Here is a 13,000-nt window from a genome sequence, read left to right as displayed (position 1 = left end):
GGGCGCGCACCATCGACCGGCGATGCCAAGTCGACCTCCTTCTCCGCCTCACTGGACGGGTCGTTAAAGGAAAATCTTCGATGTTCTTTTTTGTTCCGCGGGAGAGTCTACTCCGCCGCGGCGGCCGCCCGAACCTGAGGTGCCAGTTCGGCGACCTTCCCGAGGACGCCGTTCACGAACGACGGCGACTCGTCGGTGGAGAGCTCCTTGGCGAGCTCGACGGCCTCGTCGAGCACCACGTCGATGTCGACGTCGTTCGCGTAGAGCAGCTCCCAGACAGCCAACCGCAGGATGGCGCGGTCGACCGCCGGGAGGCGATGCAGCTTCCAGTTCTCGAGGTGCGAGGAGATCACCGCGTCGACCTGGGCGGCGTCTGCGGTGACACCCTCGACGACGTGGACGGTGTACTCGTACATCGTGCCGACGCTGTCGTCGGTGGGATAGATCTCGCGCCGTTCGGCGATCAGCGTGGTGGCCTTGATGTTCTTGGCTTCCGCCTCGAACAGGAGGTCCACCGCGCGCTTGCGCGCCTTATGGCGAGTACCGGGCTTCTTCACGTGCTTCTCTGGGGCCTTCAGGGATCGGGTCGACTGGTGGCTGACGGGAGGGTCAGTTGTTGACGCGGCTGAGGTAACTGCCGTCGCGGGTGTCGATCTTGAGGGTGTCACCGGTGTTGATGAACAGCGGGACCTGGACCTCGGCGTCGGTCTCCAGGGTGGCGGGCTTGTTGCCGCCGGTGGAGCGGTCGCCCTGCAGGCCCGGATCGGTGTGCTTGACGACGAGCTCGACCGAGACGGGGAGCTCCACCTGCAGCGGCGCACCCTCGTGCATCGAGACCTGGACGGTCATGTTCTCCAGGAGGAAGCGTGCGCCCTCGCCGATCAGTTCGGGAACGATCGTGATCTGGTCGAAGGTCTCCGCGTCCATGAACACGTAGTCGGTGCCGTCGTTGTACAGGTAGGTCATGTCGCGACGGTCGACGGTCGCGGTCTCGACCTTGACGCCGGCGTTGAAGGTCTTGTCGACGATCTTGCCCGACACGACGTTCTTGATCTTGGTGCGCACGAATGCGGGGCCCTTGCCCGGCTTCACGTGCTGGAACTCCAGGATCTGCCAGAGCTGGTTGCCATCCATCTTGAGGACGAGGCCGTTCTTGAAGTCGGCGGTCGACGCCATCTGTGTTCTCCTCGGGAAGTCGGTGTCTACAAGACGCGGAGCGCCTTGGGGGTGGTCGTCAGCAGGCGCGGAGCCGCATCGGTGACGACCAGGGTGTCTTCAATCCGCACGCCACCGCGTCCGGGAAGATAGATCCCCGGCTCGACGGTGACCGTTGCGCCGTCAGGCAGTGTACCGCTCGCAGCGGCTCCGATGCCCGGACGCTCGTGGATCTCCAGGCCCACACCGTGACCGAGGCCGTGCACGTAGTACTCGCCGTACCCCGCATCGACGATCACGTCGCGGGCCGCGGCGTCCACCGCGGCGAGGTCCGCACCGACCGCGAGGGCCTCCCGGCCCGCACGCTGAGCGGCCTCGACGATGTCGTAGATCTCCCGTTGCCACGCGGCCGGTTCACCGAGCACGAAGGTCCGCGTCATGTCCGAGTGGTATCCCCCGCTGACGGCGCCGAAATCCATCTTGACCAGGTCTCCGACCTGCAGAACCGCATCGGTGGGCCGATGGTGCGGGACCGCCGAGTTCGCACCCGTCGCCACGATCGTCTCGAAGGCGATCGCATCGGCGCCCCGCGCGAACATCTCCCACTCCAGGTCGCGCGCCACCTGCCGTTCGGTGCGCCCGGGTGCGACGCCACCTCGGTCGATGAGGGCGGACAACGCCGCGTCCCCGATCGCACAGGCGGACGTGATGGACTCCACTTCGATCGCGTCCTTCACCTCGCGGAGTCGTTCCACCGTGTCCGACAGCGGCACAAGCGTCACGTCGTGCTCCGCGGCCAGGCCGCGGAGTCCGGCGAACGCGGCGATCGTCATCGCCTGGGCCTCGACCCCCAGACGCAGCGACCCGCCGCCACTCGAGGACCGCGCGGCGTCGGCGAGACGGAAGAGCGCCGTCGCCACGTCGCGTTCGATGACCGCGGGCAGGTCCGGGGTCTGCTCCGCCACCTGCGAGGTGTAGCGCCCGTCGGTCGCAATCGTGTCGTCGCCGGGTTCACCGCCGCTCGCCCACACGATGACGGCCCCGTTACTTCCGGTGAATCCTGTGAGGTAACGCACGTTGACCAGGTTCGATACCAGAATCGCGTCCACTCGGTCGGCGTCTGGAAGCGCGTCCAACGCCGCGCTCAGGCGGCTCCGGCGGGCGGCTGTCGGGTGGTTCAGAGGCATCGTCGCGTCGTCTTTCTGCATGTCAGCGTTGTTGAACATGTTCCTCCCCGGTATGGTGCTCCCATGAGTTCGTGGCTACTGCGGGGCGTCGTGATGTCGATTGTGCACATCGCGGCCCGAATCATTCTGGGTGTCGTCGTGATCAATGCACCCCTGTCCTCTCCGATCGGACGGTGGCTCTCGGTCATCGCCGTGATCCTGGTCGCCCTCATCTGGGGCGGTCTCGACGGCATCCGCGACGCGCGGGCGCATCCGGACCCCGACGACTACGAGGATCTCACCATCCGCTGGTTGAAGGTCGGCGTCTTCGCCGCCGTCGTGTCCTGCCTCGTGTGCTGGATCCTCGGCACCTTCTGGCTCAACGGCGTCGGCCAGGCCGCGTTCTGGATCGAGATGACCGCCGGCGTCTCGTTCATCACGCTCATCACCTACCTGCCCGCGTTCTTCGGCGTCAGCGGCGGCCGCTTCTTCGTCCGCCGCGACCAGCGCAAGGCTGAGCTCGCCGCGGAAGAGGCCGCCGAAGCGCAGACCCAGCAGCTCGCCACGGCATAGTTCCACTCACACTCTGACCACGTCGGGCCGGGAACCTCAACGGTTCCCGGCCCGACGTGTTTCATCCCGCGGACTGCGGGGTCAGAGCATGATCGCTCCGCCGCCCTTGGGAGCACTGGCACCGATCGCCGAGTAGGCCGCGGCGACGAGTGACGGATCGGGGCCCTCGAGGCGGCCCGGCTTGCCGAGACCGTCGAGCACCACGAAGCGCAGCATGCCGGAACGGTTCTTCTTGTCGCCCGCCATGAACTTCAGCAGGTCGGGGAACGCGTCCTCGTCATAGGTGGTCGGGAGGCCGACCAGCTCCAGGATGCTGCGGTGACGATCGGCGGTGGCGTCGTCGAGCCGACCCGCCAGTCGCGCCAGCTCCGCGGCGAAGACCATGCCGACGGAGATGGCCGCACCGTGGCGCCACTTGTACTGCTCCCGGCGCTCCACGGCGTGACCGAGCGTGTGACCGTAGTTCAGGATCTCGCGCAGCGACGACTCCTTCAGGTCCGCCGACACCACGTCGGCCTTGACCTGCACGGAGCGACGGATCAGCTCCGGGAGCACGGTGCCCGAGGCGTCGAGCGCCGCCTCCGGATCCGCCTCGATGATGTCGAGGATCTCCGGATCGGCGATGAACCCGGTCTTGATGACCTCGGCCAGACCCGACACGATCTCGTTGCGCGGAACCGTCTCCAGGGTCGCGAGATCCACCAGAACGGCGTCCGGCTCATGGAAGGAACCGACCAGGTTCTTACCTGCGTCGGTGTTGATGCCGGTCTTGCCGCCGACGGCCGCGTCGACCATCGCCAGCAGCGTCGTCGGGATGTGAATGACGCCGACACCGCGCATCCAGGTGGCCGCGGCGAAGCCCGCCAGGTCGGTCGCCGCGCCTCCGCCGAGGCTGATGACCTTGTCCTGGCGGCCCATGCCGATGCGCCCGAAGACGTCCCAGCAGAAGGCCGCGACCGACAGGTCCTTGCCCTCTTCGGCGTCTGGGATCTCGAGGCGGTGGGCGTCGAAGCCCTTCTCCTCCAAGTAGTCCCGGATCTGCTCGGCGGTCGCCTTGAGCGTCGGCTGGTAGATGATCGTGAGGTGGTCCGCACCCTTCGCGGCTTCCGCGACGTCGTCGAGCAACCCTCGCCCGATGGTCACCTCGTACGGACTCGCGGCCCGGACCGCCACCTTCACCGGATCAGTCATGCCTGCTCACTCCCGTCACTGTCACTGTCCTCACTCCTGTTCGGACTCGGTCCGGCTCGCGAGGCGAGCCAGGATGTCGTCGACGACGACCTGGGGATCGCGGTCCGCGTCCACGACGAGGGACGCGACGGCGCGATACGTCTCTTCACGGTCGGCCAGCACCTCGGCGTACCGTTCTGCGGGATTCGGTGCCGCCAGCAGCGGGCGATCCGAGTGCGCGACACGCGCGAACCCCGCCTCGGCGCCGATCCGGAGGTACACGACGGTGTGGCCGACGAGCGCCTCGCGCACCGCCGGGGTCATCACCGCGCCGCCGCCCAGCGAGACCACACCGGAGTGCGTCGCGACCACGTCGGCGACCACCTCGGCTTCCAGCGTGCGGAACCCCGCCTCGCCGTCCTCCTGGAAGATCGCGGGGACGCTCCGACCGGATCGGTCGACGATCTCCTCGTCGGTGTCGCACAGGTCGACGCCGCAGGACCGGGCCAGCGCCGCCCCGACGGTCGACTTGCCCGCACCCATCGGGCCGACCAGTACTGCGACGGGTCGGCTGCCTGCCGTCACGGCGCGGGGTGAGCCGGGCGAGCCGCGATGGCGTCGAGGTAGCCGCGGAGGTTGGCTGCGGTCTCGGACACCGAGTCGCCGCCGAACTTCTCCAGGGCCGCCTGGGCCACCACGAGCGCCACCATCGATTCGGCGACGACGCCGGCGGCCGGGACCGCGCACACGTCGCTGCGCTGGTGGATCGCGCTCGCGGGTTCGCCGGTCGTCATGTCGATGGTCGCCAGCGCACGCGGCACGGTCGAGATCGGTTTCATCGCAGCGCGCACGCGAATGCTCTCGCCGTTGGTCATGCCGCCCTCCAGGCCGCCCGCGCGGTTGGTGGAGCGCAGGACTCCGTCCGCGCCCGGCACCATCTCGTCGTGGGCCTGGCTGCCGCGCCTGCGGGCGGTCTCGAAGCCGTCGCCCACCTCGACGCCCTTGATGGCCTGAATGCCCATCAGAGCGCCCGCCAGACGGGCGTCCAGGCGTGCCTCGCCGCTGACGTGCGAGCCCAGTCCGACCGGAACGCCGGTGACGATCACCTCGACGACGCCGCCGAGGGTGTCGCCGTCGCGCTTGGCCGCCTCGATCTCGTCGATCATCGACCGCTCCGCGTCCTTCCCGAAGGCCCGGACCGGACTGGCGTCGATCGCCGCCAGGTCGCTGTACTCGGGTGCGGGACCGGTGTACGGATCGCTGGCGCCGATCGAGATGACGTGCGACACCACCTCGATGCCGAAGACCTGACGCAGGAAGTTCCGGGCGACGGTGCCCGCGGTGACGCGCGCCGCGGTCTCGCGGGCGCTCGCGCGCTCGAGGACCGGCCGGGCGTCGTCGAACCCGTACTTGAGCATGCCGGAGTAGTCGGCGTGCCCGGGTCGCGGCCGGGTGAGCGCCGCGTTACGGGCGCTGCCTTCGAGTTCCTCTGGGTCGACGGGGTCAGCCGACATCACCTGTTCCCACTTGGGCCACTCGGTGTTCCCGATCTCGACGGCGACGGGGCCGCCCATCGTCAGGCCGTGTCGGACGCCGCCGATCATCGTGACCTTGTCGGCCTCGAACTTCATGCGGGCGCCGCGGCCGTAGCCGAGACGACGCCGAGCCAATTGCTCAGCGATTTCGGACGAGGTGATCTCCACTCCGGCGACCATGCCCTCGACAAGGGCCACCAGGGCCGGGCCATGGGATTCTCCGGCAGTTATCCAGCGCAACACAAGGAACAATTGTTCCAGAAGGCGCGGCGAAGAGCACAGGCAGGGACGGCGGCGTCGGTCACCACTGCCCGTACGAGGCCTGTCGGATCGCGTTGAGGTCCACCAGGACACCGTCGACGACCTGCTGACCTCGGAGTTGTTGCAGGTGAGCAGCCGGGTGACGGTACCCGGTCGGGGTGCCCCAGTTGTGCTGCCAGAACCAGGACGCCGCCCCGAGCGACGACGCCGTCTGGATGGTCGGAGCGTTCGCGTACACGCCGACGCGGGCCGCGCCGATCACCGACCGCCACCCGAAGAGATACGGAAGCACCTGGGTGTAGATCTGGATCGGCGACGGATCGTCGTCGATGGAGGCGTAGATCGGTGCCGTCGGCGGCCCTCCGGCGGCTCGATGGATCGCGTCTCCGCGTCGCGCGTGCTCGACGCCTGCGGCATAGCCGCCGAGCCAGTCCGCGGTGTCCGCACGACCGAACTGGTAGCACGAGACGATGGACCGGCCGGCGGTTCGGAGGGCGTCGGCCTCCGCCTTCGTGAACGGCTTCCCGCGCATCCACTCGGCGTCCGGACGTCGATCGGAGACATACCGGATGACTCCGGCGTATCCGGCCGCGGCGATCGCGGGCGCCGCCGGCACTCCTGCCGAGTAGTCGAGCAGCGTTCCGAAGTCGGTGTCCGCAGCGCTCGGCGGCAGGTCGGAGGAACCCAGCGCCGACGCGTGCCCGGATGCGAGGCCGGTCGTCAGGCCCGCGGCGCCGAGCGCCACCGTTCCGGTCAGAAACGCACGTCGGGTCATGGTCATGGTGTGGTCGGTCCTCCGGTCGAGACATGAGCCGTACGCATCATTAGTCACTTGAGCATCATTAGTAACACAGTGGTGATGGTGAGAGCCGGTCCGTGCGGATGTCGAGACCGCTTCGTGGCGAGCGACACCAGCAGCGTCCCGACCGCCGCCAGGAGTGCCGCGAGCACCGCGGTCACCGGATCGGCGAGGAGGCCGCCGCAGGGCACCGCCAACTTCACGTCTCCCCCGCCGACGGTGCCGCAGGCGAACGCCGCGAGGTACGGGACGGCCAGGACGCAGGCCGAGAGACCGACCGCCGGGACGAGGAGGGCGACGACCGCGGTGCCCGCGACGGCGGGCAGCACCAGTCGGTTCGGAATCCGTCCGGTGCGCTGATCGATCACGGCGACGGCAAGCAGCCACCCGGCGATCAGTGCGATGGCGACGACGAGCAGGACCGGCGACATGCCGTCAACGCTCCGCCATCGAGGCCGAGGACGGCAAAACAGTTGTCCACAGATCTGCGGAACTGCTGGTCAGAGCCGTTGATCAGAGTCCAACGGCCGCGGCCATCGCCGCTTTCGGCGCCGGGAGACCGGTGAACTGCTCCACCTGGCTGTACGCCTGATTCAGCAGCATCACCAGACCGCCGACGACGGTTCCGCCGGCCTCCGCCACCGCCGCGGCGAGCGGCGTGGGCCAGGGGTCGTAGATGACGTCGACGAATCGGGCGGCCGCCGACACCGACGGTGCGAGCACCGCTGCCGCGGGCGCGGGAACGGTCGAGACCGTCACGTCGGCCTCGGTGCACGCGTCACGCAGCACCGTCCCGGACTCGAAGCCGATGACCCGGGCGGTGATGCCGAACTCACCCGCCAGATCGAGCACGCCCCGCGCCCGGTCCGCGCTGCGCGCCACCACCGCGACCTCGGTGATCCCGGCGTCGGCGAGCGCGGCGATCGTCGGACGCGCGGTGCCGCCCGCCCCGATGACGACCGCGCGGTCGGCGGTCGCGGGCACCCCGACCTCGACCAGCGCTCCGGTCATGCCGTCGATGTCGGTGCAGTCGGCGCGCCACCCGCCGTCGATCCGGACCAGGGTGTTGGCCGATCCGACCAGTTCCGCGCGTCGGGTCCGCTCATCGGCGAACGCCAGGGCGGCGAACTTGCACGGCATCGTGACCGAGAAACCGATCCACTCCGATCCGGCGTTCCCGACGCGATCCGGCAGCTGGTCGGCGTCGGTGTCGAGGGCGTCGTACGTCCAGCCCTCCAGTCCGAGCGCCGCGTACGCGGCCCGGTGCAGGGCGGGAGACTTGGAGTGCGCGACCGGTGATCCCAGCACCGCGGCTCTGCGTGCCGTCCCCGTCATCAGCAGCCGGTGACCAGGAGTTTGTTCTTGCACGCCACCTGCCGGTTCTTCTTGTGCTGCTCGAAGGTCTTCGAGAAGAGCGTCTTGCCGTCCTTGTCGACCGTCACGAAGTACAGCCAGTCGCCGTTCGCCGGGTCGATGGTCGCGTTCAGCGCGCGCTCTCCCACGGTCCCGATCGGCGTGATCGGCAGTCCCTTGTGCTGGTAGGTGTTCCAGGCGTTCTCGTCCTTGTACGCGGCACCACCCAGGTCGATGTTCTGGATGTCGGCCGTGTAGTTGGCCGTCGAGTCCATCTCCAGACGCTGGTCCACCTTCAGGCGGTTGAGGATGACGCGAGCCACCTTCGGGAAATCGGCGGCGTCAAACGCCTCCCGCTCCACGATGGAGGCGGTGACGAGCGTCTGGTACGGGGTCAGACCGGTGTTGGTGTCCGACTCGATCCCCCACGCGGTGAACCGGTCGGCGGACGCGGTGATCAACGACCGCAGGATCTGGGTGGCGTCCTCACGCGGATCGATGTTCTCCCAGGAGCCCGCGGCGATCAGCCCTTCGATACGACGGTGGTCGCCACCCAGCTTGTCGAAGGTCTCGCGAGCCCAGGCCGGGATGCCGAGCTCGTCGGCACTGGCATCGCTTGCGGCTTCCGTCAACTGCTTGACGGTGACGCCGTACGTCCCGTCGTCGGTCTTGACCGACGTCGCCGTGGCGATCATCTCGAAGACGCCCGGCGTCGTCTTGCCGTCGGCGCCCTTCTTCGAGTCGAGCTGTCGGCCCTCCGGGAGCGAGATGGACCCGACGCGGTTCTCCGGCCCCTGCATCTTCTGCACCGCCGTAGCCGCGGAGATGCCCTTGGGCAGCTTGTAGAAGCCGGCCGCCACGGTCTCAGTGCCGGTGGCGTCGACGAACGCCTTGCGACTGCCGACCACGCCGGCATCGGCGAGCGTGTCCCCGATGTCGCGGATCGACGAGTCGCTCGCCACGTGGACCAGCGCCGCACCGTGTCCGGTGGTGCTGTCGTAGTCCTTCGACGAATCGAAGACGCCGAGCGCCTTCAACGCGATGCCCGAGAGCACCAGGACCACCACGACGGCCAGGATCAGCAACGTCAGGAGGACCTTGCGATTCCTCTTCCGTGCGGGCATCGGCCGGTCGACGTCGTCATCGGTCTCATCGTCGAGGTAGTCGGGGGCGGCAGTGACCCGGGCCGGCGCCGCGTGCGCGGGCTCCGCGGCCGACTCGACGCGCGCGGGCGTCGGGACCGGCGCACCCAGGTTCGGATCGGTGATCCCGGCGGCCACCGGTGCCGGACTCGGTTCCGGAGACGGGATCGGAGCCGGAGCGGCGGGGGCCGGGGTCGCAGCAGCGGGGGCGGGCCGCGCGGACTCCTCCTGGGTCGCGTCGAGGATGTCGAACAGACCGGTCGGCTCACTCGCGGCGGCGGGAGGCTGCTGCGCCGGAGGCTGCTGGTGTCGCACGGGCGGATTGACCACGGTAGGCGGCTCACTCGCATACGGCGAGGTGCGCGGCTCGGTGAAGCTCAGACCCTCCACCTCGGACGGCCGGTACTGCACCTGGAAGTACGGGGACGGCTCCCCCGCCGGGCGTTCGGGCGTCCGATACTCGATCGTCGGATCGGGCAGGGAATCGCCGGTGCGCACGATCGGGATGCTGCCGGTCGTCGTCGGATCGCCGGGTGCACGACGGCGACGATGTCGATTGCCCGATTGTCCGAATCCCATCGACTCCGTGAAATAGCGGCGGCGCTCGTCGCCCTCTCGGGGCTGGCGGTCACCGGCGCTTTCACTGCGCGGGTCGTCCTGATCAGACACGTGGGAAACTCCTCCTCGTCGGGGCGTGGCTCATCGCTGCGCGTCCAGCCATCCCTGAAGGATAGCGACCGCGGCCGCCTGATCCACGACGGCACGCGCGTCTTTCGCTTTCACTCCTGACGCACGCAACGCTTGGGTCGCAGTCACAGTGGTGAGCCGCTCGTCGTAGAACTCGATCGAGACACCGTCGAACTCGGATGTCAGCTGCCGACCGAAGTAGCGCGCGGCACGCACCGCAGGCCCCTCCTCGCCGCGAAGAGTGCGGGGCAGTCCGATGACGACGCCGATCGCCTCGTACTCGGTGATGATCTCGATGAGCCGGGCGATGTCCGAGCCGTCCTTGGCTCGGCGGATGGTCTCGACCGGCGTGGCGAGGATCCCATCGGGGTCGCACACGGCCACCCCGACACGGACACTGCCGACGTCGACGGCGATGTGCCGTCCGCGCGGGGTGATCACCGTGCGCCGATGACCTCGCGCAGACGCGCCAGCGCGCCGTCGATGCCCGCGGCGTCGGTCCCCGAGCCCTGGGCCAGGTCGGGCTTGCCGCCGCCCCGGCCGGAGACCAGCGGGGCCACCTCGCGGACCAGGTCGCCGGCCTTGATGCCTGCGCCGCGGGCCGCATCGGTGGTGCCGACGGCGAACGGGACCTTGCCGTCGCCTGCGGAGAACAGCGCGATCACCGCGTTGCGATCGGCGACGCGACCGCGCAGATCGGTCACCAGGCTGCGCAGACCGTTGGCGTCGACGCCGTCGCCCACCCGTGCCGCCACCACCAGGGTGTCGCCCACGGTGACGCCCTCGTCGATCAGCCCGGCGACGGCCGCGCGCGCCTGCTCGGCGCGCAGCGACTCGACGGCCTTCTCCGCCTCCTTCAGCTTGTGGACCAGCTGCTCGACGCGGTCGGGAACGTCTTCGGACGGCACCTTCAGCGATGCGGCGAGTCCTGCCATCAGGGCCCGCTCGCGCGAGAGGTAGCGGAACGAGTCCATGCCGACGTAGGCCTCGACGCGCCGAGTGCCGGAGCCGACGGACGACTCGCCGATCACCGTGATCGGGCCGATCTGCGCCGAGCTCGCGACGTGGGTGCCGCCGCACAGCTCCATCGAGAACGGTCCGCCGATCTCGACGACGCGCACCTGGTCACCGTAGTTCTCGCCGAACAGCGCCATGGCGCCCATGGCCTTGGCCTTGGTGAGGTCGGTCTCGAAGGTGTTGACCGTGTAGTTGGCCTCCACGGCCTCGTTGGCGATCTGCTCGATCTCGGTGCGCTGGGACTCGGTGAGACCGGTGCCGGAATGGAAGTCGAAGCGCAGATAGCCGGGGCGGTTCAGCGAACCGGCCTGGGTGGCGGTGGGTCCGAGGACCTGGCGGAGGGCGGCGTGGATCATGTGAGTGCCCGAGTGGCCCTGCGTCGCACCGTGACGCCAGCCGGCGTCGACTGCTGCGAGGACCTGGTCGCCCTCGACGATCTCGCCCTCGTCGACGACCACCTTGTGCAGCCAGACCTTCTTGCCCACCTTCTGGACGTCGTTGACGCGAAGACGCACACCGTCGCTGGTGGTGATGGTGCCGTGGTCGGCCATCTGGCCGCCGGACTCGGCGTACAGCGGGCTGCGATCCAGGATCAGTTCCAGTTCGGCGCCGGGTGCGGCCGACCGGACGCGCTCGCCGTCGGACACCAGGCCCAAGACCCGAGCCTCGGACACCAGCTCGGTGAAGCCGGTGAACTCGGTGGGTCCACGATCGAGGAACTCGCGGTACACGTGGTGGTCGGCGTGCGCCGACTTGCGGGCGCGGGCATCAGCCTTGGCGCGCTGGCGCTGCTCGTTCATCAGCTCGGCGAAACCGTCGCGATCGACGGACAGGCCGGCCTCGGACGCCATCTCCAGCGTGAGGTCGATCGGGAACCCGTAGGTGTCGTGGAGGGTGAAGGCGTCGGTGCCGCTGATCGACGTGCTGCCGGCCTGCTTGGTGGCGTCGGCGGCCTCGGAGAACAGCTTGGAACCGGACTCCAGGGTCCGCGAGAAGGTGGTCTCCTCGGCGACGGCGACCGACAGGATGTGGGCGCGCTGCTCGGCGAGCTCGGGGTACGACGGGGTCATCAGATCGATGACCGCGGTGATGACCCGCTCCATCGCCTGGTGTCCACCGAGAAGACGGACGGAGCGCACGATGCGGCGCAGCAGGCGGCGCAGGACGTAGCCGCGGCCGTCGTTGGACGGCACCACGCCGTCGCCGATCAGCATGACGGCGGTGCGCGCGTGGTCGGCGACGACGCGGAACCGGACGTCGTCGTCGTGGTTGCCCGCCGCGTAGCCGCGGCCGGCGATCTCGGCCGTGAGGTCGATGATCGGCTTCATCAGGTCGGTCTCGTAGACGTTGTCGACGCCCTGCAGCAGGCAGGCGACGCGCTCGATGCCCATGCCCGTGTCGATGTTCTTCTTCGGCAGCGGGCCGAGGATCTCGTAGTCGTCCTTGGTGGTGCCCTCGCCACGCTCGTTCTGCATGAACACGAGGTTCCAGATCTCGATGTATCGGTCCTCGTCGGCCTCCGGCCCGCCCTCGACGCCGTACTCCGGGCCGCGGTCGTAGAAGATCTCCGAGCACGGACCGCAGGGGCCGGGGACACCCATCGACCAGTAGTTGTCGGCCATGCCGCGCCGCTGGATGCGTTCGGCGGGCACGCCGATCTCGTCGCGCCAGATGCTCTCGGCCTCGTCGTCGTCCAGGTAGACGGTCGGCCACAGCTTGGTCGGATCCATCCCGTAGCCGCCGTCCTCGACGGAGTCGGTCAGCAGCTTCCACGCGAAGGTGATGGCCTCGCGCTTGAAGTAGTCGCCGAACGAGAAGTTGCCCGCCATCTGGAAGAACGTGTTGTGGCGGGTGGTGATGCCCACCTCTTCGATGTCGAGGGTGCGCACGCACTTCTGCACGCTGGTCGCCCGCTCGAACGGCGGTGTCTGGTCGCCGAGGAAGTACGGCTTGAAAGGCACCATGCCCGCGTTGACGAACAGCAGGTTCGGATCGTCGAGGATCAGCGAGGCGCTGGGCACCTCGGTGTGCCCCGCCCGGATGAAGTGATCCAGGAAACGCTTCCGGATTTCATGCGTCTGCACTGCGGCGATGTCCTTTGTCGAGGTCGGTGATAGTCAGCAGTCGAGTTTACGCCCCGCA

Annotated in this window: 13 protein-coding genes; 1 reads left to right on the top strand and 12 read right to left on the bottom strand. The window is 68.8% G+C overall.

All coding sequences use genetic code 11. From position 1 onward, the window contains the following. Nucleotides 1-107: 107 nt before the first annotated feature. Genes nusB through ACH46_RS09805 form a run of 3 tightly spaced genes read right to left on the bottom strand, consistent with a single transcriptional unit; the run spans nucleotide 108 to nucleotide 2,342 of the window. On the bottom strand, nucleotides 108-557 hold the full coding sequence (gene nusB, locus ACH46_RS09815) for a transcription antitermination factor NusB (RefSeq protein ID WP_062392734.1): 450 nt from the start codon (nucleotides 555-557) through the stop codon (nucleotides 108-110). A 52-nt stretch (nucleotides 558-609) separates the two neighbouring features. Next, nucleotides 610-1,176: an elongation factor P gene (gene efp / locus ACH46_RS09810; RefSeq protein ID WP_062392733.1), complete on the bottom strand. Its 567-nt coding sequence runs from the start codon at nucleotides 1,174-1,176 to the stop codon at nucleotides 610-612. 26 nt (nucleotides 1,177-1,202) lie between these two features. Beyond that, nucleotides 1,203-2,342 carry a M24 family metallopeptidase gene (locus tag ACH46_RS09805; protein WP_062395220.1) on the bottom strand — a complete coding sequence of 380 codons (1,140 nt, stop codon included), beginning with the start codon at nucleotides 2,340-2,342 and terminating at the stop codon, nucleotides 1,203-1,205. Nucleotides 2,343-2,405: 63 nt separating this feature from the next. Here ACH46_RS09805 and ACH46_RS09800 point away from each other — a divergent pair, with 63 nt between their 5' ends. Then, nucleotides 2,406-2,894, top strand: coding sequence for a B-4DMT family transporter (locus ACH46_RS09800; RefSeq protein ID WP_062392732.1), 489 nt, complete (start codon nucleotides 2,406-2,408; stop codon nucleotides 2,892-2,894). An 81-nt stretch (nucleotides 2,895-2,975) separates the two neighbouring features. Here ACH46_RS09800 and aroB read toward each other — a convergent pair whose 3' ends face one another. The 9 genes from aroB to alaS form a co-directional block, all read right to left on the bottom strand. Continuing rightward, entirely contained in the window at nucleotides 2,976-4,085 is a 1,110-nt protein-coding gene (gene aroB / locus ACH46_RS09795; RefSeq protein WP_062392731.1) for a 3-dehydroquinate synthase, read from the bottom strand. 30 nt (nucleotides 4,086-4,115) lie between these two features. After that, nucleotides 4,116-4,649, bottom strand: a complete 534-nt coding sequence (locus ACH46_RS09790; RefSeq protein WP_062392730.1) for a shikimate kinase — start codon at nucleotides 4,647-4,649, stop codon at nucleotides 4,116-4,118. Beyond that, the gene (gene aroC, locus ACH46_RS09785; RefSeq protein WP_062395219.1) at nucleotides 4,646-5,860 is read right to left on the bottom strand and encodes a chorismate synthase; all 1,215 of its coding nucleotides are present in this window, start codon (nucleotides 5,858-5,860) and stop codon (nucleotides 4,646-4,648) included. Before aroC ends, ACH46_RS09790 begins: the two co-directional genes overlap by 4 nt. A 40-nt stretch (nucleotides 5,861-5,900) precedes the next feature. Next, complete coding sequence (locus tag ACH46_RS09780; RefSeq protein WP_062392729.1) at nucleotides 5,901-6,641, bottom strand: DUF1906 domain-containing protein; 741 nt, start codon at nucleotides 6,639-6,641, stop codon at nucleotides 5,901-5,903. A gap of 47 nt (nucleotides 6,642-6,688) precedes the next feature. Next, nucleotides 6,689-7,090: a prepilin peptidase gene (locus ACH46_RS09775; protein ID WP_062392728.1), complete on the bottom strand. Its 402-nt coding sequence runs from the start codon at nucleotides 7,088-7,090 to the stop codon at nucleotides 6,689-6,691. An 82-nt stretch (nucleotides 7,091-7,172) separates the two neighbouring features. Beyond that, nucleotides 7,173-7,994, bottom strand: coding sequence for a shikimate dehydrogenase (locus ACH46_RS09770; protein WP_062392727.1), 822 nt, complete (start codon nucleotides 7,992-7,994; stop codon nucleotides 7,173-7,175). Then, nucleotides 7,994-9,823, bottom strand: coding sequence for an endolytic transglycosylase MltG (gene mltG / locus ACH46_RS09765; protein WP_062392726.1), 1,830 nt, complete (start codon nucleotides 9,821-9,823; stop codon nucleotides 7,994-7,996). The genes ACH46_RS09770 and mltG overlap by 1 nt, the downstream gene beginning before the upstream one ends. A 30-nt stretch (nucleotides 9,824-9,853) precedes the next feature. Next, nucleotides 9,854-10,282, bottom strand: a complete 429-nt coding sequence (gene ruvX, locus ACH46_RS09760) for a Holliday junction resolvase RuvX (RefSeq protein WP_062392725.1) — start codon at nucleotides 10,280-10,282, stop codon at nucleotides 9,854-9,856. After that, nucleotides 10,279-12,942 carry an alanine--tRNA ligase gene (gene alaS / locus ACH46_RS09755; protein WP_062392724.1) on the bottom strand — a complete coding sequence of 888 codons (2,664 nt, stop codon included), beginning with the start codon at nucleotides 12,940-12,942 and terminating at the stop codon, nucleotides 10,279-10,281. Before alaS ends, ruvX begins: the two co-directional genes overlap by 4 nt. Nucleotides 12,943-13,000 lie beyond the last annotated feature (58 nt).

The organism is Gordonia phthalatica (genome assembly GCF_001305675.1).
Classification (GTDB): Bacteria; Actinomycetota; Actinomycetes; order Mycobacteriales; family Mycobacteriaceae; genus Gordonia; species Gordonia phthalatica.
Note: the sequence above shows the minus strand (reverse complement) of the source record. Positions and strands in the feature narration are given on the sequence as shown.

Excerpts from the sequence above, each read along its gene's own strand:
- efp (WP_062392733.1), bottom strand. The coding sequence starts at position 1,176 with ATGGCGTCGACCGCCGACTTCAAGAACGGCCTCGTCCTCAAGATGGAT.
- ACH46_RS09805 (WP_062395220.1), bottom strand. The coding sequence starts at position 2,342 with ATGCCTCTGAACCACCCGACAGCCGCCCGCCGGAGCCGCCTGAGCGCG.
- ACH46_RS09800 (WP_062392732.1), top strand. The coding sequence starts at position 2,406 with ATGAGTTCGTGGCTACTGCGGGGCGTCGTGATGTCGATTGTGCACATC.
- aroB (WP_062392731.1), bottom strand. The coding sequence starts at position 4,085 with ATGACTGATCCGGTGAAGGTGGCGGTCCGGGCCGCGAGTCCGTACGAG.
- ACH46_RS09780 (WP_062392729.1), bottom strand. The coding sequence starts at position 6,641 with ATGACCATGACCCGACGTGCGTTTCTGACCGGAACGGTGGCGCTCGGC.
- ACH46_RS09775 (WP_062392728.1), bottom strand. The coding sequence starts at position 7,090 with ATGTCGCCGGTCCTGCTCGTCGTCGCCATCGCACTGATCGCCGGGTGG.
- ACH46_RS09770 (WP_062392727.1), bottom strand. The coding sequence starts at position 7,994 with ATGACGGGGACGGCACGCAGAGCCGCGGTGCTGGGATCACCGGTCGCG.